This window comes from Pseudarthrobacter cremeus (assembly GCF_051857465.1).
Taxonomy (GTDB): Bacteria; Actinomycetota; Actinomycetes; order Actinomycetales; family Micrococcaceae; genus Arthrobacter.
Map to the genome: position 1 here is coordinate 24156 of NZ_JBPZHC010000002.1, position 21724 is coordinate 45879.

Genomic DNA, 21724 nt, shown 5'->3' on the forward strand with positions numbered 1-21724 from the left:
GCAACTATCCGGGAGTGCCGGCACGGGATCAAAGGCCGCCGAAACGGTGCGATACAGGGAGTAACGGCCGTTAACCGGGAGTCAGGGGCGGTCACAAACCAAGTAGTGCTCCGCAGGGTGTCGTCGAATGTGAGTACTCACGCGGAAAAGACAGGTGCCCATTACGCGTGTGCCCCTTGGCGGCGGCAATTACGGTGAAACTACGTTGCGTCCAGGCCGGCCGCAGTGCCATGAGGGAGGGCATTTCTATGAGATTTTCAGCGGTAAGTGTGGGCGCAGGACCGGGCAGGCAGCCCCGGCGCGCAGGGTTGAGGGCGGCGGCTGCGGTAGCGGCCGGAAGCCTGCTGTTGGCGAGTGCGGGGGTGGCCTACGCGGACACCATTTATAACAACCTTGATGCGGTCATTGACTCAGTTGCGGAGGTGATGCCCCTGAACGCCGGAGGGGCCGTCGGAACAACAACGCTCGCACTGAGGGCGGACAACGGTGACGGGAAGCCAGGCTGCAACCTTACCGGACAGACGACCTTGACGTTGAACCTCGCTTCAAGCAATCCGGCGGTCGCAACCGTTTCGCCCGCCACAACAACGTTCGTCAGCTGCGAGTTTTCGCAGACTCTGACCATCACCCCCCTGAGCTCCGGCTCGGCCAGCGTCACTGCGAGCATTGTCAGCAATAACACCAATGGGTTGTTTGATGTCGCTCCCGCGGCGTTCAGGGTGGACGTTTCAGCCCCGGCGCCGTCCAACACGGCGCCCGTCCTGACCATTTCCGGGACCGAAACCGGCGGGTCCTATGCCAAGGGTGCTGTTCCATCAACAATCTGCAAGGTTGTGGATGCTGAGGACGGGACGAGCTCATTCGCCGCCACCCTAGGTGACATTATCGGTACCGATGCCGCAACAGGAATCGGTTCCCAGACAGCCAGCTGTAGCTACGAGGACAAAGGTGGCCTCAAGGCGTCGGGTTCCGTGACCTACAACATCACCGATGCGACGGCGCCCGAGATCAACTACACCCTTAGCCCCATTGCACCTGATGGCGACAACGGGTGGTACCAGAGCGCTGTAGCCCTGGCCTGGACGGTGACTGACGGCGACTCCCCGAGCACCATCCACCTCGATGGATGCGTCGACCAGCTGATCACCGCGGACCAGACGTCAACGGATTACACGTGCTCCGCTACAAGCAGCGGGGGAAGTGCCGGTCCCGTGAAGGTTTCGATCAAGAAGGACGGCACCGCACCAACGGTCAGCAACGCCGCCGGCGCAACCGGCACGTTGGGCAAGAACGGCTGGTTCACCTCGAACGTGACAGCTTTCTTCACGGCCACCGACGCTACCTCCGGACTGACTACGAACGCGAAGTCGGCGACCTCCGAAGGCCAAGGAGCCGGCGTATCTGTTGCGAGCCCCATTTTTTCGGACGTCGCCGGGAATTCCTCCGCGGCCGGTGCTGCCAGCCAGTCTTTCGATATCGATTGGACGGCTCCCAACGTCACATACGTCAGTGTTAGCCCAACAACTCCCAATGCCAACGGTTGGTACAAGGAGGATGTTGTAGCCACGTTCGCCGGCAGCGACCTGATATCGGGACTGGCATCACCGGCAACGCTGACGGCCACTTCGACGGGCGAAGGCTCGGCGGTAGTGGTTGAAAGTCCCGTCTTCGAAGATATGGCTGGCAACACCAGCGCTGTGGGGGCAGCAAAATCGGGCGAACTCAAGATCGACAAGACTGCCCCGACAGCCACCTTTGATTCAACCACCGCCGATGTCTACTACGGCTCCACCCCGGTCTTCCCGACCTGCACGGCTTCGGACTCATTGTCCGGTCCGGCAAGCTGTGTTGTCACCGGAGGGGGAACGGCGGTCGGCACCCACACGCTGACAGCCACCGCGACTGACATGGCCGGCAATACGGCGGAGGCAACGCAGACGTACAAAGTAAATCCCTGGACCATCAAGGGCTTCTACCAGCCGATCGACATGGGAAATGTGCTGAACACCGTCAAAAACGGCAGCACCGTTCCGGCGAAGTTCGAAGTGTTTGCGGGCGACAAGGAGATCACGGACCCGAGCCTGATGAAGTTTTCGATGGCGCCGATAACCTGCTCGCTGGGCTATCTCACGGATGACGTCGAAACGACCTCAACCGGCAGCACCGTGCTCCGCTACGACGCCACGGCCGGGCAGTTCATCTACAACTGGAAGACGCCCTCTGTGGCGGGCAGTTGTTACCGGCTCACCATGTGGGCCGGAGACGGCTACTCCTCCATCAGCGCCAGCTTCAAGCTGAAGTAGGAACGAATACCACCAGACAGGAGAGGCCCGGCCATGCGGCCGGGCCTCTCCTGTCTGCGTTGGGTACCGACTTATTAGCCAGCCAGGGCCTTCACTACTTCCTTCGCCACGTCCTCGCTCGACTGCGGGTTCTGGCCCGTGATCAGGTTGCGGTCGCGGACCACGTTCGAACTCCAGGCCGCTGCGTTTTCAATGACCGCGCCCTTCTCCTTCAGCGCGTCCTCAACCAGCCACGGGGTGTTCTCACCGGTGCCGCCGTTCAGCTCCTCCTCGTTGGTGAAGACAGTGAGGCGGCGCCCCGCGAAGGCGAACGAGCCGTCGTCGAGCGTTGCGCTGAGCAGCCCCGCGGGGCCGTGGCAGAACGGGGCGATGACCTTTCCGTCCCTGTCCGCAGCGACAAGCAGCCGGCCCAGATCCGCGTCCTTGAACAGATCGGTCATGGGGCCGTGCCCACCGGGCAGGACCACGGCGTCGTAGCCGGCGATATCGACGTCGGCCAGCACCAGTGGGGAGGCCAGCTCGGCGTCGATCGAGGCAAGATAGTCCCGGAAACTGTCGGCCCGTTCCTTGCCGCCCGCAGACTCCGGGGCCAGGCTGACCTGGTCCACCGTGGGCTTCTTGCCGGCCGGGGTGGCGAGGTGGACCGTATGGCCAGCCGCGCGGAGGGTCTGGTGGGAGACCACGAGTTCCTCGGCCCAGTAGCCTGTGGGGTGCTCGCTGCCGTCCTTCATGGTGAGCGAGTCGGCGGCCGATACGACCATCAGAATATTTGCCATGTTGTTTCTCCTGTCTGTGCCGGTTTCACCCGGCGTAAAGGGTGTGGGATCTGCAGTTCCTAGGCCTGGGCGAGGGAGCTGGAGGCCTCCTCCAGCTCAGCGTAGGTGGCGTCATCGAGGCTTATTCCGGCCGCGGCCATGTTTTCTTCGAGGTGCTTCTCGGATCCGGTGCCGGGGATCGGCATCATGGCGGGGGAGCGGCGCAGGAGCCAGGCCAACGCCACCTGTGAGGTGGTGGCGCCCAGCCGCTTTGCCGTTTCATCCAGCAGGCCGCCCGGCTGCGCAAGCTCGCCAGCTGAGATGGGTGCCCAGGGAATGAACCCGATGCCGTTGGCCTCAGCGTATTCCAGAACGTCCTCAGAGCTGCGGTCAGTCAGGTTGTAGCGGTTCTGGACCGTGGAGACGGTGAAGTGCTTTCCGGCGGCCTCCAGTTCGGCCACGCTGACCTGGGACAGGCCAAGCGCCCTTACCTTTCCTTCATCCTGCAGTTCACGGAGCACCCCGAACTGCTCTTCGGCGTCCACCTTCGGATCGATCCGGTGCAGCTGCAGCAGATCCAGCGTGTCCACCTTCAGCTTGCGCAGGCTCAATTCGGTCTGCTGGCGCAGGTACTCGGGCCGGCCAACGGCGATCCACTTGTGCGGGCCGGTCCGGGTGAAGCCCACCTTCGTGCCGATCTTCAGCCCGCGCTTATAGGGGTGGAGGGCTTCGGCGAGGATCTCCTCGCTGACGTTTGGCCCGTACGAGTCGGCCGTGTCGATGAAGTCCACACCGAGTTCGACGGCGCGGCGCACCACTGCGACGGCGGCCTGCCGGTCTGCCGGTTCGCCCCACACGCCGTCGCCCACGATGCGCATGGCACCGAAGCCGAGGCGGTGCACGGTTCCCAGGTCCTTCAGGTCGATAGTTGCGGACAGTTCCGTATGGTTCGTGTCATGGCTCATGGGGGCGGCAACACCATCAGCATGCTGAGTATTCCGCACCCGGTAGAAATACACCCGGTGAAATAACACGGGCGCCGCCGTCGTTGTCCACAGTGCCCCCGCCGGAACCCGGCCGGGGCACCACTACGCAACGCATTGAAAGGCCGGCACCGACGTGACGCTTCCCCTCTCCATCCTTGACCTGGCAACCATCGGTAAAGGCCAGACGGCGGCGGAGAGTTTCGCGGGCAGCGTGGCCATGGCGCAGCGGGCCGAGGAACTGGGCTACCGGCGGATCTGGTACGCGGAGCACCACAACATGTCCGCCATCGCCTCGTCGGCCACCAGCGTGCTTATTGCCCACGTGGCGGCCCACACCAGGACCATCAGGCTGGGCGCCGGCGGGATCATGCTCCCCAACCACTCGCCGCTGACCATCGCCGAGCAGTTCGGCACCCTCGAAACCCTGCACCCGGGCCGGATCGACCTCGGCCTGGGACGGGCGCCAGGCAGCGACCAGAACACCCTGCGCGCCCTCCGCCGCGATCCGATGTCCGCCGACACCTTCCCGCAGGACGTCCTGGAACTGCAGGGCTACCTCACCGGACCAACCCGCATCCAGGGCGTCGAGGCAACACCGGGCAAGGGCACCAACGTCCCGCTGTACATCCTCGGTTCGTCCTTGTTCGGCGCCCGCCTGGCTGCCCAGTTGGGCCTCCCGTATGCATTCGCCTCGCATTTCGCCCCCAACGCGCTGCAGGATGCCGTGGCGCTGTACCGCCGCGAATTCAAGCCATCTGCCCAGCTGGACGCACCGCACGTGATTGCCGGCGTGAACGTGATCGCGGCAGACTCCGCTTCCGAGGCGCAGGAAACTTTCCAGGCCACCAAACGCGCCCGCGTGTCACTGTTCTTCGGCGGCGGCCGCGAGTTTACGGACGACGAAGCGGACATGATCCTGGACTCCCCGCAGGGCCAGCACGTCTCGCAGATGATGACCTATTCCGCCATCGGCACGCCGGACGCCGTCATCGAGTACCTGGACGGGTTCGCGAAGCACTCCGACGCCGACGAACTCATCGTCGCGCACCAGAGCACGGGGACCGAGGCCCGGATCCGCTCCGTGGAGCTGCTGGCACAGGCCGCGGGACTGGTCCGGGTCTGATCCTCTGGGCTGTCCGGCACGGTGTGACGCGCGGGGCCCGCGATAATCCACAAATCGGGGACAGGTCCGCCCGCCCAAAGCCGAATCCTTGACAATAATCAACTGAACCGGTTTAGTAGTGATCACTGAACCGGTTCAGTGATGCAAGTCACGGGACCCAGACTAAAGGGCTCATTCCATGGCAGTAACCATCAGCGACGTCGCCCAGGCGGCCGGCGTCAGCAAAGGTTCTGTGTCGTATGCCCTCAATGGCCAGCCCGGCGTCAGCGATGCCACCCGGGAGCGCATCCTCCAGGTTGCCAAGGAATTGGGGTGGAAGCCGAGCCTGCGCGCCAAGGGACTTTCATCAGCCAAGGCCTACGCGCTGGGCCTCGTCATGGCCAGGGACCCGCAGCTGCTGGGAACCGACCCGTTCTTTCCGGCATTTATCGCCGGGATTGAAACCACACTTGCTGAGCACGATTACACCCTCGTCCTCAGCGTGGCGACGGCTCCGGAGGCGGAGGAACGTGCCTATCGAAAGCTGGCTGACGGCGGCAGGGTGGACGGCGTGATTCTGGTCGACGTCCGGCACAATGACTCCCGGATCGGGCTCCTTCGGGAACTCAACCTGCCTGCCGTAACACTCAACCGGCCGGACGCGGATTCCCCCTTCCCGGCGGTCTCCATGGATGACACCGACGGCATTTCCGCCGCAGTGGAGCACCTGGTGGCACTCGGCCACGTCCGCATCGGCCATGTCGGAGGATCCCAGGAATACATCCACGGCCGCAGCCGGCGCCTGGCCTGGGAAGCGGCCATGGCAAAGGCAGGTCTTTCAGCTGATCTGTTCGCCGAAGCGGATTTCACCGCTCCCGGAGGAGTGGCTGCGACGGCGGAGCTGCTCCGCCGGCCGGACCGCCCCACTGCGATTGTCTATGCGAATGACCTGATGGCGACGTCCGGCCAGTTCTACGCCCAATCCCAAGGACTGAACGTGCCCGGCGACCTGTCAGTGACCGGCTATGACAACGCCGAGTTCACCCAATACCTGAATCCACCGCTCACCACGATTGCCACTGACCCCATGCTCTGGGGCCGGGCGGCTGCTCAGGCTCTCCTGAACCAGCTCAACGGCACCCACTCCGGCGAAGACACCCAGCTCCAAGCACCTGTGCTGCTGGTCCGTGCCTCCACCGGCCCTGCTCCGGCCCAGGCCGCCAGCAGATCCAGCCCGCCGCCCCCCGCGGGCTAAGCACCCTCATCCCCTACCGCCACCACACAAAACAATGCACCCGGAAGCGCGATCAGCCGCGCCCATTTTCAGTCACTGCATGCCTGTCCGTTCCACCGAACACCAAACCAAAGAATAAATCCCCACAAGGATCCAAGGAGTCGCAATGAAGCGCTTTACAAAAGCCACCCGCGTATTGTCAGTGGCCGCCCTTACCGTCATGGGCGCCGGGCTGGCAGCCTGCGGAGGAGGAGGTGGCGGCGGCGGGGGAAGCACCGACTCCGTGACCTCGGCCAAGGGACCCATCAAGATCTGGTACTCCAACAACGAGTTCGAGGTCAAGTGGGGCAAGGCGATGGTTGAGGCCTGGAACGCCGGCCACGCCGACCAAAAAATCGAGGCCCAGGAGATCCCGGCAGGCAAGAGCTCCGAGGAAGTGATCGGCGCCGCCATCACTGCAGGCAATGCGCCGTGCCTGGTCTTCAACACCGCGCCCGTGGCCGTTCCACAGTTCCAGAAGCAGGGCGGGCTGGTGGCCCTGGACAGCTTCCCGGACGGTCTCCAGTACATCAAGGACCGCACCGGGGACCTTGCGGACCAGTACAAGTCCTCCGACGGCAAGATGTACCAGCTGCCGTGGAAGTCCAACCCCGTGGTCCTCTTCTACAATAAGGACCTCTTCGCGAAGGCCGGGCTGGATCCGGCAAACCCCAAGCTCGGGACACAAGCAGAAGTGCTGGATGCGGCACGGACCATCGTGAAGACGGGAGCTGCGCCGAACGCGCTCTGGCCTTCTCCGGCCAGCGACTTCTTCCAGGCGTGGTTCGACTTCTACTCCTTCTACGCTGCCAACACTGACGGCACCCCGCTGGTGAAGGACGGCAAGGCCACCTTCGACAGCGAGAAGGGCAAGCAGGTAGCCACCATGTTCGAGACTCTCTATAAGGAGAACCTCGCCTCCAAGGAGGTCTATCAGGGTGATTCCTTCCTGGAGGGCAAAGCCGCCATGTCGCTGGCCGGTCCGTGGGCCATCGCCGCCTACAAGGGCAAGGTCAACTGGGGCGCAGTGCCGGTTCCGGCCGCGACGGCCAAGTCGGACACCTCAACGTTCTCCGACGCGAAGAACGTTGCCATGTATTCCGCGTGCGAGAACCAAGGCACAGCCTGGGAGGTCATGAAGTTCGCCACGAGCAAGGAACAGGACGGCAAGCTGCTCACAGAAAGCGGCCAGATGCCGATGCGCAAGGACCTCCCCACGGCCTACGCGGACTACTTCGCCAAGAACCCGGCCTACACGCAGTTCGCCAAGCAGGCCGCACGGACCGTCGAGGTCCCCAACGTGGCCAATTCCGTGGAAGTCTGGCAGACGTTCCGGACGGCCTGGGCCAAGTCTGTGATCTTCGGCAACGAAAGCATCGACACGGCGTTCAAGGGTGCTGCGGACAAGATCAACCAACTGGTAGCCCAGAAGTAGCGTGACCCCCCATGTCACTCCGCTCTTCTAGTGGGAACCCCGTCACGGGGAAACCGGCTGGTAGGACGGCGGACCGGCGGCCGGTGGCCAGGAAGCGCAAAAGCTTCCTCGGCCCCCAGCCGCTGGGCCTGCTGTTCAGTGCCCCCTACGTCATCTACATTTTTGCTGTCCTGGCCTACCCACTGGGTTACGCCGTCTACATCTCGCTCCACGATTACTTCTTCACGGCCCCCCGCGTCAAGGTGGAACGGCCGTTTGTGGGATTCGAAAACTACGTCACCATCCTGACCGACCCGGCAGTTCTGCGTTCGTTCGCCAACATCGGCGTTTTCCTGGTCATCAACGTCCCGCTGACGGTGGTCCTGTCGCTGGTCCTGGCCAACGCCCTGAACAGGGTGACGAAGCTGAAGACCTTCTTCCGGGTCAGCTACTACGTCCCCTACGTGACGGCGAGCGTCGCCGTCGTCGGGGTCTGGCTGTTCCTTTTCCAGCAGAACGGGCTGGTCAACGCCCTGCTGGGGCCGCTCGGCCCGGACCCGTCCTGGCTGGTCAACTCGTGGCTGGCCATGCCCACCGTGGCCTTGTATGTGACGTGGAAGCAGCTGGGGTTCTTTATCCTGCTCTACCTGGCGGCGTTGCAGAACATTCCCGATGAGCTGTACGAATCCGCGTCCGTGGACGGGGGGAACAAGTGGGTCCAATTCTGGAACATCACTGTCCCCGGCGTCAGGCCCGCCACGCTTCTGGTCACGCTGCTGGCCACCATCACCGGGGCGAACCTGTTTACTGAGCCGTACCTGCTGACGGGGGGCGGCGGGCCCGACGGCGCATCGACCTCGCCGGTGTTCCTGATGTACCAGAAGGGCATCCTTCAGGGGAACCCCGATGTGGCTGCCGCGCTGGGCGTGGTGCTGGTGCTCGGCGTGCTGGTGATTGCCCTGATACAAAGACGCCTTGTCGGCGGAGAGGAGGACTGACGTGTCTGTCACCAACGCGCAAAGCGCCAGGAACAACGACGACGCCAGCCGGCGTCCAGAGCAGGCCGAAGCTGCGATGCGGGCCGACTCCGGTGTGGAAAAACGGCGAAACCTCGGGGTGCGCAGTTTCATTCTGCTGGCCCTTGGCGCCTTCGTCTTCCTGTTCCCGTTCTATTACATGTTTATCGGCTCGTTGCAGGCCTCCCCGGACACGTCTGTGTCCGGCGCCTTCCCCAACCCGGGCAACATCACTGGTGAGAACTACGACAGCATCAACGGTTCCATCAACCTGTTCAGGGGCCTCGTCAACTCGGGCATTTTCACCGGCGGCGTGATTCTCTTTACCGTGATTTTCGGTCTCCTGGTGGGCTACGCGCTCGCCCGGATGCAGTTCCGGGGCCGCGGGGCGGTTTTCGGTCTGATGCTGCTTGTGCAGGTGATCCCGTTCCAGCTGCTTCAGATCCCGCTCTATGTCATGATCGTGCGCGATTACGGTTTGGCGGATACCTACATCGGGATGATCCTGCCCTTCGCCATCAACTCCACCGCGGTCTTCGTGTTCCGCCAGTACTTCCTGCAGCTGCCATCCACCCTGTTTGAGGCCGCGCGCATTGACGGCGCTTCGGAGCTGCGGATCCTGTGGCAGATAGCCATCCCGCTGGTCCGTCCAGCCATTGTCACGGCCATCCTGCTGACCTTCATCGGCCCATGGAACGAGTTCCTCTGGCCGTTCCTGGTGACCAAGGACCAGGCTCTCCAGCCGTTGGCTGTTTCCCTTGCCAACTACATCTCCAACGTGGCCGCCACGTCGGCCAACCCGTTCGGTGCCATCCTCGCCGGTGCCTGCGTTCTGGCGGCACCCGCCGTCGTGCTCTTCATTTTCTTCCAGCGCCAGTTCATTTCCACCAATATCGGTTCCAGCGTAAAGGGCTAATTCATGACTTCCCCCCAGACTTCCGCACTCCCCACTGTCCCGTTCACCCTCACCCGCGCAGGGGTCATTATGACCCCCGAGCCCGGCAACGACTTCGAAGCCGAAGGCGTCCTCAACCCCGCCAGCGGCCGCGGGCCGGACGGCGGGCTGTACTTGCTTCCGCGCCTCGTGGCCACCGGCAACGTGTCCCGCGTGGGACTCGCCAAAGTGATCATCAACGACGACGGCGTCCCCACCGGCGTCGAACGCGAAGGCGTTGTCCTGGCTCCGGACGAGGGCTGGGAACGCGGGCTGAACAACGCCGGCACCGAGGATCCGCGCACCACCTGGGTGCCGGCACTGGGCAAGCACCTGATGACCTACGTGGCCTACGGCCCGCTGGGCCCCCGCCTGGCTTTCGCCCACTCCGAGGACCTCCGGAACTGGGACCGCCTGGGCCCCTGCTTCTTCGAGTACCAGGCCGATCTCTCCATGGACCTGAACCTCTTCCCCAACAAGGACGCAGTGTTCTTCCCGGAACCCGTCAACGACCCCGACGGCGTGCCCTCCTTCGCGATGCTGCACCGCCCCATGTGGGACCTGGGCTGGATCCGTCCGGGCGAAGGCGAGCACCTCCCCGCCGGCGTCACGGACAACCGGCCCGGCATCTGGATCTCGTACGTGGCCGTTGCCGACGTCGAGCGGGACCTGCGCAACCTGGTCCACATGGGCAAGCACCGGCTGGTGGCCCTCAGCGAATTTCCGTTCGAGGAACTGAAGATCGGCGGCGGTCCGCCCCCGCTCCGGGTGGACGAAGGCTGGCTCCTGATCCATCACGGTGTGGCCGGAAAGATGGCCGCCTCCGCCTTCGAGCAACAGCAGAACGTCAACTACACAGCGGCCGCCATGATCCTGGACGCCAACGACCCGTCCAAGGTCATCGCCCGCAGCGACAAGCCGCTCCTGGCGCCCGAAACCGAGGACGAGATCTCGGGAATTGTCCCGAACGTGGTGTTCCCCACCGCGATTGAAAAGATCGGTGACCAACTGTTTGTCTTCTACGGCATGGCGGACTCGAAAATCGGCGTCGCCAAACTGGACAGGGTCTGACCCGGTGGGGTGTTCTTTGAAGGCAACCCGGCCGGTTGTCACTGCCGTGGCCCTATCGCTGCTTGCCGTTTCGCTGCCGGCCGGCGCCGCAACTGCGGGCCCCGCCGCGCCGCCGTCGTCCGTCAACGCGCACACCGCGCAGACGGCACCCGTCCTGGCGCCCCTTCTCGCCGAGGGCGAAAGCCTGACCAACCTGGACCACCTGGACTTCCTGCTGGACACCGTCCCGCTGGCCCCGGTGGCCGGGCACACCACCTACCAGCTCGAACAGAACCCCTCGGCGGAAGCGCCGTGGACCTACGCCGACAAGAAGGCCGACGGCAGCTACAACCGGGTGGGCGGCGGCACCCTTGACCCGGCCACCGGCCACTGGAGCCAGGGCGCTTTCAACGCGGATGACATTGCCCGCACCGCCGTGGTGTATCTGCGGCACTGGAAGCAGACAGGTGACCTGGCAAGCAAGGAGCACGCCTTCCAGAACCTGCGCGCACTGACCTATCTGCAAACGGTGGACGGCCCGAACGCCGGCAACGTGGTTCTCTGGCAGCAGGCCGACGGCAGCCTGAACCCCAGCGCCATCCCGGTGGAACTGCCGGATCCTTCCGACTCCGCGGAATCCTACTGGCTGGCCCGCACCGTGTGGGCGCTGGGGGAGGGATTTGCCGGATTTGCCGGCTCGGATCCTGAGTTCGCCGCCTTCCTGCAGGACCGGTTGCACCTCTCCCTGGGTGCGCTGAACCGGCAGTCCCTCGCCAAGTACGGAACGTTCGACACCGCTGACGGCGTACAGGTCCCGGCCTGGCTGATCGCCGGCGGTGCCGATGCCTCGGCCGAAGCAGTGCTGGGCCTGGCGGCGTATGCGGACGTTGTTCCGTCCGACGCCGTTGCCACCACGGCATTGACCCAGTTGAGCGAGGGCGTGGCCGCCATGTCCTCCGGGTCAGCCACCCAATGGCCGTTCGGCGCGATCATGCCGTGGAACAAGTCGCAGAGCCTCTGGCACGCGTGGGGCGGCATGGCTCCGGCCGCCGTTGCTACCGCGTCCACGGTCCTGGGCAGGCCTGACCTGTTGACCGCGGCGGTGAAGGACACCGCGCAGTTCACCCCGCAGCTTCTCGCAGCAGGCGGACCGGACAACGCCTGGAGCCCCACCCCCGGCGAGGCCCAGATCGCGTACGGCGTGGACTCCAGGGTCCAAAGCCTCGTGGCAACAGCGAAGGCAGCTGACGCTCCGGGACTTCTGGACGTCGCCGCCATCGCCGCAGGGTGGTTCTTCGGCGCCAACCCCAACGGTGCGCCCGCCTACAACCCTGCCACCGGCACCGCCATTGACGGGATCGAGACGGACGGCCGGATCAACCCCAACTCCGGTGCCGAATCCACCATCCACGCCCTTCTCACCATGCTCGCCCTCGACGCAGACCCCGGACTCCGGGCCAAAGCGCTGGGGATCAGCGTGACGGAGGGGACCAACGGGCTCAGCGTGGTGGAAGCTGAAACCGGCACCATCACAGGGAACGGCACCGTGGTCCGGCCGCCGTCGTCCTGGACCGGCGAAGCCAACATTTCCGGCGGTGCGTACGTGGACCTGGGCGCCGGCGGCACCCTTTCCATCCCGCTGCCGGCAGCGGACCAGCCCAGCAACATCTTCCCCATCGTGAACCAGTTGATCGCGCCCTCCGGCACCACCACCTGGACGTCGGCCAAGGGCCCGCTGGGCACCACAGCCAACGGCGGGGCAGGCGCGCAGGGGATTACTGACGCGCCCGGCATCCTCTTCCCGTTCACGCTGCGGCGGGCCTTGGCTGCAGGATTGACCTCGGTCACGGCCAGCACCGACGGAGCTGCGGCTTTGGATGCGCTCCTGGTCCAGCCGCTGATTTCCACTGTGCGGGTCTCAGGTTCGGGCGGCGACACCACGCTCTACGTCAGCGCGGCCAAGTCCACCACGGTTCAGGAGTTGGCGGTCCCGGCAGGGTTTGTCCTGGTCCAGCGCCAGTACGACTCCTCCGGACGCCCGCTCAACGGTTCCAAGGACGTCGCGGCCACGACTGCGGGCCGCGTCACCGTGGCCCCCGGCGGTTTCACGCTGGTGACGATGACCGCCGGCTGAAGTCCGCTGGACTGAACTGCGGGCATCACGCCCGGCACGTTTTTGGAAAAGCACGACGGCGGGTTCCCCGGAAACACGCGGGGAGCGCCGTCGTCGTGCGCCTACGGGCCGCACGGCGTGACAGCCGTGCGGCCCGTCGTTACCCACTTTTGGGACTTTTACACATACGTAATGAAAGAGACTTTCCCGGGAAACCGTCCGGGCGGAGAATGAACATGCCCCCTCGGGAATTCCGCCATGGAATTCCGGAGCGGGGCACCACCCGGATGTCCGTCAGGAAGACCCGACGGCCGCTGTTCCGGGCAGGAATCTGCTCGAAGGGTTATGCAAATGCCTACTCCGCTCAATCAGAGTGTCGCCGATTCCGCGCTGCTGACCAGGTCACTTCCGCTGAGCCTGCTCCGCGCATTTGTTCAATCCGATGCGGCTGACGAGGGCTTCACCCCGTCTCTGCTCGCAGAGCTCAAAGTCCTTGCCCGGGTCCCGGGACTGCTCGTGGCCTGCAACTACGGCGGAACGCTGTGCGACGCCGAGGGCATCTCCACCGAAACACTTCCGCTGGGCAGCGCCGCCATCGCGCTACGTGCCCTTGCCGCCCTGCCCAACACCCACGCCGCCGTCATTTCCGGGCGCTCGCTGCGTGACCTCGCGGCAGTTTCCCGGCTTCCCGCCGAAGTGCACCTGACCGGTTCCCACGGTGCGGAATCGGACATGGGGTACGCGCACGTCCAGTCCCTCGCCACCGAAGCCACCCTCCAGAAAGTCAGCACGGCACTGTCCGAGGCGGTGGGGTTCCACCCCGGCATCTGGATTGAACGCAAACCCGTGGCGGTCTCCGTGCACACCCGGCCGGCCACAGCCGAAGTGGTCAAGACCGTCACGAAAACGGCGCGCGACATCGCCAAGTCCCACGGCCTGTTCTTCATCGTGGACGGCTCGGTACTGGACCTCTCCGTCGTGGAGCCGTCCAAGGCGGAAGCCCTTGAAAACCTCAGATCCAGGCTGGGCGCCAGCGCTGCGCTGTACGCCGGGGATGCCTACAGTGACGAGCTGGCCATCGCCACGCTCCGCGGTCCGGACATGGGCCTGCGCGTGGGACCGGGGGATACCCGGGCCACCCACCGGCTGCGTGACCCGGAATCCTTCGCACGCGTTCTGGCCATGCTCTTCGAACTTCGCCGGGCCTGGCTGTTCGGCGAGGACGCGGTGGGCCTTGAGCGGCACTCGATGATCGGCAACGGATCCTCCACAGCTTTGGTCACCCCGGATGCCAAGATCTGCTGGATGAGCCATCCGCTGCCGGATTCGGGCTCTTTGTTTGCCCACATCCTGGGCGGGGACGCCGCCGGGCACTTCTCCGTCGAACCGGTCAAGCCCTCCCAGGTTCTCGGTCAGCGGTATGTGGACAGCACCATGATCGTGGAGACCCGCTGGGCGGATGTCACGGTCACCGATTATCTGGAGCCGGCGCCGGACGGCATCACCAGCCTGGTCCGCGTGCTGTCCGGGACAGGCGGCGCCAAGATCGTCTTCGCACCGCGTCCGGACTACGCCAATGCTCCATTCAGCATGGAGGCCCGCGGCGATGAGCTGCACGTGGTCGGCACGTCCGATCCCATCATCCTCTTTGCCCCCGGCGTCAGCTTCACCATTACATCGGACGGCAGGCATGCCACGGCCATGGCTTCGGTCAACCTGCAGGACGGCCCGGTGGTCCTGAACCTGCGCTGCGGAGACACCGAACCGCAGGCCGCGGATCCCGGCGGTGAGACCGACCGCCGGGCCGGCGTCGCCCAGCACTCCCGCCGCTGGGTTCAGGAACTGGAACTTCCCTCCGTCAAGCCATCGCTGGTCCGCCGCTCTGCACTGGTCCTCCGGGCCCTCGTGCACGAGCCCACCGGCGCCGTGCTGGCCGCTCCCACCACGTCGCTGCCGGAGGGAATCGGCGGAACGCGGAACTGGGATTACCGGTACTGCTGGCTGCGCGACGGGTCCATGACAGTGAACGCGCTGGCGGACCTCGGTTCCACCACGGAGGCGGCAGGATTCCTGGGCTGGCTGGGCCGCATCCTCGAACACGCGCCCGGGCCGGAGTGGCTCCACCCGCTGTACTCCGTCACGGGGGCGCCGCTGTCAACGGAAGCCGTCGTCGACAGCCTGCCCGGGTACGCAGGCTCCCGGCCCGTCCGGATCGGCAACGCCGCAGACCACCAGGTCCAGCTGGATGTCTTCGGCCCCATCGCGGAGCTGATCCACACGCTCAGCGAACGGCACGGGACCCTCGCGGATGACCACTGGGAGCTGATGGTGCAGATGGCGTCCGCGGTCCTGGCCCGCTGGCACGAGCCGGACCATGGCATCTGGGAAGCCCGCCGTCCGCCGCGGCACCACGTCTACACCAAGGTCATGTGCTGGGTGACGCTGGACCGGGCACTCCGCACCGCGGAACGGCACGGCAGGTCGCCGGAGCCATCCTGGGAGCCCACGGCCCGGACCATCAGGGAGGAAGTCCTCCGCGAAGGCTGGGACGAGTCCGCGTCCTCTTATACCGTCGCCTATGACAGCCCGGACCTGGATGCCGCTGTGCTGCACATCGGTTTGTCAGGCCTGCTGGATGTCACCGACCAGCGCTTCCTTGACACGGTCACTGCAGTGGAGCGGGAACTGCGGGTGGGACCCACCGTCTTCCGGTACAGGTACGACGACGGCCTGCCGGGTCTGGAGGGCGGCTTCCACATCTGCACCACCTGGCTGATTGAGGCGTACGTTGCGGTGGGCAGGATCGAGGAGGCCTGGGACCTGTTCGACCAGCTGGTTAACCTGTTCGGGCCCACGGGGCTTTTGCCCGAGGAATACGATCCCAGTACGGAGACCCACCTTGGAAACCATCCCCAGGCATACTCGCACCTGGGCTTCATCCGGTGCGCACGGCTTCTGGACGGTCACCAGAACAGGCAGGAACCGCGGCCGAAGAACTAGGCGGCGTCACCGTTCCCTACCTAGAGTGGAGCGATGACAACCCAGGCCAAATCAGTGGGATTCCGCTCCGAGCGGGGCCCGATTCTCATTGCACTGATGCTGGCCACCGGCCTGGTCGCCATTGACGCAACCATCGTGGCCACTGCCGTGCCTTCGATTGTTGCTGACCTCGGCGGGTTCTCGTCCTTTCCCTGGCTCTTCTCCGCCTATCTCCTGGCGCAGGCTGTCTCGGTGCCCATCTACGGGAAGCTGTCCGACATGGCCGGCCGCAAGCCGATCATCCTGGCCGGCATCGGACTCTTCCTGCTTGGCTCCATCCTCTGCGGCCTCGCGTGGAACATGCCGGCCCTGATTGCCTTCCGGGCGTTGCAGGGCCTGGGCGCCGGGGCCGTGCTGCCGGTGTCCATCACCATTGCCGGGGACATCTATTCGCTCGAGGAACGCGCCAAAGTCCAGGGGTACCTGGCCAGCGTATGGGCTGCGTCGTCGGTTGTGGGACCGAGCCTGGGCGGGATCTTCGCCTCCCTGGGGGCCTGGCGGGGGATCTTCCTGGTCAACGTCCCGCTGTGCCTGCTGGCGGGGTGGATGCTGGTGCGGACCCTGCATGAGAACATCGAGCCCGCCAGGCACAAAGTGGATTACCCCGGTGCGCTGCTGCTGGCCGCGTCGCTGACCCTGCTTATCCTTGGAGCGCTGCAGGGCGGCCACAGCTGGGCGTGGGACTCACCAGTCAGCATGGGCATCTTCGCCGCCGGGGCAGTCCTCCTGGTCCTGTTCGTCCTGGTTGAGCGGCGGGCGGCCGAACCTGTCTTTCCGCCGTTTGTTGTGTCACGGCGCCTGCTCGGCACCACCGCCATGGTCTCCTTCGGCGTGGGGACGGTCATGATCGGACTGACCTCCTACGTGCCAACCTTCCTGGACGGGGCGCTGGCGACCTCGCCGCTGGTTGCCGGCCTCGCCCTCGCAGCACTGACTGTCGGCTGGCCGATCAGTGCGTCGCAGGCCGGCCGTTTCTACCTCCGGATCGGCTTCAAGTCCACGGCACTGATCGGCATCAGCATCACCGTTCTCGGGGTAGCCATCCTCGCCCTCACCTCGGCCACTCCCAACGTTGCGCTGGTGGCGGGCAGCTGCTTCGTCGTCGGGCTCGGCCTGGGCCTGGTGGCCACTCCCACCCTGATCGCCGCGCAGTCCAGCGTTCCGTGGAACGAGCGCGGTGTGGTCACCAGCACCAACCTTTTCGCCCGCTCCATCGGCAGTGCCCTCGGCGTCGCCGCTTTCGGAGCCGTCGCCAATGCCGTTTACGCGGGTTCGGCCGGCGGCGCGGACGGCAGGTCCGGCGTGGTGGCAGCATCCGGGGCCGTTTTCCTGAGCGTGCTCGCCGGCGCCGTCCTCACGGTGGCCGCGGTGATGGCGATGCCCGCCACCCCCCAGACCAGCGGCCGTGCCAGGCAGGCATTCAAGCCCGGCCAGGCCTCGGACTCGCCCCCGGGGCCCTGACCGCAGCGGGGGCGGTTCAGTTCAGCAGGAGGGCCACGCCGATCATCGCCGGTACAGCAACCACGGTGGTGATCAGGACAGTGTCCTTGGCTACGGTAAGGCCGGTGTTGTAGCGGCTGGCTGCCACAAAAACGTTCTGGGCGGTAGGAAGCGACGAGATCACCACCACCGCAAACAGCGCGTGCCCCTCCATGCCCAGGACAAAGCGGGCAAACAGGTAGGCCATGCCGGGCTGGACCACAAGCTTGAAGGTGCTCGCCAGGATGGTATCGAAACGCCGGCCCGTGGCAGCCTGCAGCGGCCTGCCGCCGTTCAGGCTCATGCCGAAGGCGATCAGCATGGCCGGGATCGCCGCGCCGCCGATCAGGTGGATCGGCTCCAGGACCAGCGGAGGAATCTCCCAGCCGGTCCCTGCCACCAGCAGGCCCAGGCCGGCGCCGACAATCATGGGGTTCCGCAGGATCATCAGGATGAATCCCACCGGGGTGGTGCGGTGTGAGCTGGTGCTGGCGTCCAGGAGCATCAGGAACAGCGGTGAGAAGAAGGCAAGCTGAAAGATCAGCAGCGGCGCCACGTAGCTTGCATCGCCGAGGACATAGATGGCGATGGGGATGCCCCAGGTTGGCGGAGTTGACCAGGGAAGCGGCCATCGAGGACATCAGCGCTTCCGGCAACGCCCGTTTCAGCCAGAACCTGACGATCGCAAAGAACACCAGGGCGCTGGCGAAGGCAGCCACGGCCGTGACCAGCAATGGTTCAGCGAAGACTGCGTTCAGCTCTGCCTTGCTGAGGGTCTCGAACAGCAGGGCCGGGCTGGCCACGAAAAAGGTGAGTCCGCTCAGGACCTGGCGGCCGTTCTCTCCCAGAATCCGCTGCCGGCCCACAAACCAGCCCACCAGGATGATGAACCAGACAACAAAAAATCCCTGCAGCACGCCTACCAAGAAATGCCTCCGGGGGCACGGCGGCGGTGTTTGCCCGGACTCACGCTCCGGCTACAGTGCGGCGTTGTTCAGGGCGAACGGCGGGCGCATCAGACCCGGCGTGTGGCCCTCCGCAGGATCGTTGCCGATCTGGACAATCCTGTTCTCCCGGTCCACGTGGACAACCTTCGGGGAGCAGGCCTGGGCCTCTTCCGTGGTCATCTGGGCGTACGTAATCAGGATGACGATGTCGTTCTCGTGCATCAGGTGCGCGGCGGCACCGTTGATGCCGATGACACCCGAGCCGCGCTCGCCGGCGATGGTGTAGGTCTCCAGACGCGCACCGTTGGTCACGTCCACGATGGCCACCAACTCGCCGGGGAGAATATCGGCAGCATCAAGGAGGTCCAGGTCTACGGTGACCGACCCTACATAGTGGAGGTCGGCGTGCGTGACGGTGGCCCGGTGAATTTTGGACTTGAACATTGTGCGATTCATAACAGGCACAGTCTAGCGCCGGGTCCCGGATCGCGCAGTGACGCAGGGAACACTACGCCCCCTCGACGGCGGGCCCGCCGTCGTCGTTCTGCGTCACGGAAGCGGCCGTTGCCGCCAGCGTCTCCCGGGCGGCCAGGATCGCCGGGCGCTGGGCGCTGGAACGGCGCACCGAGGTAAAGACAGTGCGGTGTGGATTACCGGGCAGATCCAGCAGCTGGGCGGTGGTGCCGCGGCCGATCCAGACGAGGTCCGGCATCAGGGCCACGGCATTTCCCGATTCGATGAGCCGCATCTGTGCCTGGAGGTCGGCGGTCTCGAAGCGTACATCGGGCTCGAAGCCGGCACTCCGGCATGCCTGTTCCGCCCAGTGGCGGGAGGCTGCGCCGCGCGGTTCCATCACCCATGGCAGCCCCGCGGTGTCCTCCAGTGCGGTAATTGCCGCCCGGTTGGAGGACTTTGGTGGAACGGCCAGCCGGATGGCGTCGGTGGTCAGCTTGACGCGGTCCAGTTCGGGGTAGCGCGGGGCGGCGTGGCCCGGGTACTGCTCGGCGATTACCAGGTCGAAGTCCCGCGCCCACGTCTCATGCAGTGCCGTTTCCGGTTCGCGCTGGATCATTTCGATCCGGACCTCCGGGTAGGCCGCCGCCATCCGCGAGAGGGTGTCCGGCATCAGCGCCAGCGCCGCCGACTGGAACACCGCAATGCGGACAGTCCCTGTGACAGTGGTGAGGGAGGCGGCCAGGTCCGCTTCGGCCTGCTCCATGGTCTCAAGCAGCTGGGCGGTATGTGCCACGAGGACCTCCGCCTGGGGCGTCAGCTGCACGCGCCGTCCGGTCTTCCTGAGCAGCTCCACGCCCACTTCCTTCTCCAGCAGTGCCAGCTGCTGGGAGACCGACGACGGGCTGTACTGGAGTGCATCGGCCACCTCCGCAAGGGTGCCACGGATCTTCAATTCGCGGAGCAGCCTGAGGCGGCGCACATCAAGCATGAGGGATTCCTTACCGAACCTAATGAATATTGGTTAGAAGTAGTCACTTTATCTAATGCAACTGCGCTCGCATACTGTTGTGAACGAGTTGCCTCCGTCACAGGGCTGCCAGCGACCGCCGTGACGCGCCCACCACCCCAAGCAGGAGTTCCTGATGAGCACTAAAGACATGTCCCAGTCGATCATGCGGCGCAAGCCCATCGACGACATCGAAGACGAAAACAAACACAGCGGGCTGTTCAAATCCCTGGGGCTCTGGCAGCTCACGGCCATCGGCGTCGGCGGCATCATCGGCGTCGGCATCTTTTCGCTCGCCGGGCTGGTGGCCCATGGCAGCGCAAGTGAGCCCGGCGTCGGCCCCGCGGTGCTGTTCTCCTTCCTGATCGCAGGCCTGGCGTCCGCGGCTGCAGCACTGTCCTACGCCGAATTCGCCGGCATGATCCCCCGGGCAGGCTCGGCCTACACCTACGGGTACGTGGCGCTGGGCGAGGTGATCGGCTGGTTCATCGGCTGGGACCTGCTGCTCGAATACATTGCGATTGTGGCCGTGGTGGCCATCGGTATCTCCGGCTACTTCGATGCGTTCCTCTCGGGCATCGGGATCCACATGCCCGTCTGGATGACCTCGACGCCGGATGAGGGCAAGGGCGGCATCGTCAACATCCCGGCGATCGTGGTCTGCCTGATCGTGACCTGGATCCTGTCCCGCGGGACCAAGGCCTTTGGCCGGTTCGAACTGGTGGCCGTCGCCATCAAGGTCGTCCTGATCCTGTTCATCATCGGTCTGGGCATTTTCTACATCGACACCAACAACTACAACCCGTTCATGCCCAGCGGCTTCGGGCCCGTGCTGGCCGGGTCTGCCACCGTGTTCTTCGCGGTGTTCGGCTATGACGCCATGAGCACGGCAGCCGAAGAGGCGACGGACGGCAAGAAGCACATGCCCAAGGCCATCATCCTGTCCCTGATCATTGCGATGCTGCTCTACGTTGCCGCCACCCTGGTGCTGACCGGCATGCAGAACTACAAGGACATCGACCCCAAGGCGGGCTTCGCTTCCGCCTTCACCGGAGTCGGCCTGCCCATCATCGCCACCATCATTTCTGTTTTCGCGGTCCTGTCCATCCTGACCGTGATGCTGACGTTCCTCCTGGGCGTCACCCGCGTCTGGTTCTCCATGAGCCGCGACGGCCTGCTGCCCGGCTGGTTCTCCAAGACGGACCGGCACGGCACGCCGCAGCGCGTCACCTGGATTGCCGGCATCGCGTCCGCCCTGCTGGCCGGAGTGTTCCCCATCAAGGCAGTCGCGGACCTCACGAACATCGGCATCCTGGCCGCGTTCGTCGTCGTCTGCTTCTCAGTCATTGTGTTCCGCTACAAGAGGCCCGACGCCCCGCGCACTTTCCGCCTGCCGCTCATGCCGGTAATTCCCGCCTTCGGCGTCCTGGCCTCTGGCTTCCTGATGCTCCAGCTCCACTGGGAAACCTGGCTGCGCTTCGGTGTGTGGCTGGTCATCGGCCTGGCCATCTACTTCTTCTACGGCAAGAAGCACTCGCTGATGAACCCGGACAGCCCGCGCCACGAGGAACTTGTGGAGATGCACCGCCCCCTCGCCTGACCCTCCCCACACAGGACCCTCTGGCACTTCCTGTCGCTTCACCCCGGACGCTCTTTCACTTTCTTGAGGAAAGTGAGAGGGCGTTTCGGGTTTTCCAGCAGGTGGTGCCAGAGCGTGCGGTGAAAACGCGCAGGGGGTGCCGTAGCGTCGCAGGAAAGGTTGGGTTTTCTAACCTGTATTGCTCAGAAAACATCGCTTTATCTTATGTGACCGCAGGCTCATACTGATGGATAAGACCCCAACATTGCCGA

The 21724-nt window shown here is 65.0% G+C and carries 15 protein-coding genes and 1 pseudogene; 11 read left to right on the forward strand and 5 right to left on the reverse strand.

Annotated elements, in window-relative coordinates; translation table 11 throughout:
• Positions 1–248 precede the first annotated feature (248 nt).
• On the forward strand, positions 249–2303 hold the full coding sequence (locus ACS5PJ_RS03820) for a PxKF domain-containing protein (protein ID WP_439433591.1): 2055 nt from the start codon (positions 249–251) through the stop codon (positions 2301–2303).
• Between the two features lie 74 nt (positions 2304–2377).
• Here ACS5PJ_RS03820 and ACS5PJ_RS03825 read toward each other — a convergent pair whose 3' ends face one another.
• Together ACS5PJ_RS03825 and ACS5PJ_RS03830 are read right to left on the reverse strand one after the other, a co-directional pair.
• Positions 2378–3079 carry a type 1 glutamine amidotransferase domain-containing protein gene (locus ACS5PJ_RS03825; RefSeq protein WP_439433592.1) on the reverse strand — a complete coding sequence of 234 codons (702 nt, stop codon included), beginning with the start codon at positions 3077–3079 and terminating at the stop codon, positions 2378–2380.
• A gap of 59 nt (positions 3080–3138) precedes the next feature.
• Positions 3139–4023 (reverse strand): aldo/keto reductase, encoded by an 885-nt coding sequence (locus ACS5PJ_RS03830; RefSeq protein WP_439433593.1) that lies wholly within the window; start codon positions 4021–4023, stop codon positions 3139–3141.
• Between the two features lie 154 nt (positions 4024–4177).
• Here ACS5PJ_RS03830 and ACS5PJ_RS03835 point away from each other — a divergent pair, with 154 nt between their 5' ends.
• The 9 genes from ACS5PJ_RS03835 (at position 4178) to ACS5PJ_RS03875 (ending at position 17446) form a co-directional block, all read left to right on the forward strand.
• A complete protein-coding gene (locus ACS5PJ_RS03835; RefSeq protein ID WP_439433594.1) occupies positions 4178–5167 on the forward strand; it encodes an LLM class flavin-dependent oxidoreductase in 990 nt (329 codons plus the stop codon).
• A gap of 178 nt (positions 5168–5345) precedes the next feature.
• Positions 5346–6401: a LacI family DNA-binding transcriptional regulator gene (locus ACS5PJ_RS03840; RefSeq protein ID WP_439433595.1), complete on the forward strand. Its 1056-nt coding sequence runs from the start codon at positions 5346–5348 to the stop codon at positions 6399–6401.
• Positions 6402–6546: 145 nt separating this feature from the next.
• Positions 6547–7854 (forward strand): extracellular solute-binding protein, encoded by a 1308-nt coding sequence (locus ACS5PJ_RS03845; protein ID WP_439433596.1) that lies wholly within the window; start codon positions 6547–6549, stop codon positions 7852–7854.
• An 11-nt stretch (positions 7855–7865) separates the two neighbouring features.
• Complete coding sequence (locus ACS5PJ_RS03850) at positions 7866–8831, forward strand: carbohydrate ABC transporter permease (RefSeq protein WP_439433597.1); 966 nt, start codon at positions 7866–7868, stop codon at positions 8829–8831.
• Between the two features lie 76 nt (positions 8832–8907).
• Positions 8908–9765: a carbohydrate ABC transporter permease gene (locus ACS5PJ_RS03855; protein ID WP_439434104.1), complete on the forward strand. Its 858-nt coding sequence runs from the start codon at positions 8908–8910 to the stop codon at positions 9763–9765.
• 3 nt (positions 9766–9768) lie between these two features.
• Positions 9769–10854: a glycoside hydrolase family 130 protein gene (locus ACS5PJ_RS03860; protein ID WP_439433598.1), complete on the forward strand. Its 1086-nt coding sequence runs from the start codon at positions 9769–9771 to the stop codon at positions 10852–10854.
• A 16-nt stretch (positions 10855–10870) separates the two neighbouring features.
• Complete coding sequence (locus ACS5PJ_RS03865) at positions 10871–12967, forward strand: hypothetical protein (protein ID WP_439433599.1); 2097 nt, start codon at positions 10871–10873, stop codon at positions 12965–12967.
• Positions 12968–13297: 330 nt separating this feature from the next.
• Entirely contained in the window at positions 13298–15946 is a 2649-nt protein-coding gene (locus ACS5PJ_RS03870; RefSeq protein WP_439433600.1) for a trehalase-like domain-containing protein, read from the forward strand.
• A gap of 33 nt (positions 15947–15979) precedes the next feature.
• Positions 15980–17446, forward strand: a complete 1467-nt coding sequence (locus ACS5PJ_RS03875; protein ID WP_439433601.1) for an MFS transporter — start codon at positions 15980–15982, stop codon at positions 17444–17446.
• A gap of 16 nt (positions 17447–17462) precedes the next feature.
• On the opposite strand, the pseudogene ACS5PJ_RS03880 reads toward ACS5PJ_RS03875, so the two are convergent.
• The 3 genes and pseudogenes from ACS5PJ_RS03880 to ACS5PJ_RS03890 form a co-directional block, all read right to left on the reverse strand.
• A pseudogene (locus tag ACS5PJ_RS03880) lies at positions 17463–18390 on the reverse strand (AEC family transporter).
• A gap of 51 nt (positions 18391–18441) precedes the next feature.
• The gene (panD, locus tag ACS5PJ_RS03885; RefSeq protein ID WP_439433602.1) at positions 18442–18867 is read right to left on the reverse strand and encodes an aspartate 1-decarboxylase; all 426 of its coding nucleotides are present in this window, start codon (positions 18865–18867) and stop codon (positions 18442–18444) included.
• A 52-nt stretch (positions 18868–18919) separates the two neighbouring features.
• A complete protein-coding gene (locus tag ACS5PJ_RS03890; protein WP_439433603.1) occupies positions 18920–19855 on the reverse strand; it encodes a LysR substrate-binding domain-containing protein in 936 nt (311 codons plus the stop codon).
• Positions 19856–20009: 154 nt separating this feature from the next.
• Between ACS5PJ_RS03890 and ACS5PJ_RS03895 the strand changes: the two genes are divergently transcribed.
• A complete protein-coding gene (locus ACS5PJ_RS03895) occupies positions 20010–21473 on the forward strand; it encodes an amino acid permease (RefSeq protein ID WP_439433604.1) in 1464 nt (487 codons plus the stop codon).
• Positions 21474–21724: the final 251 nt, after the last annotated feature.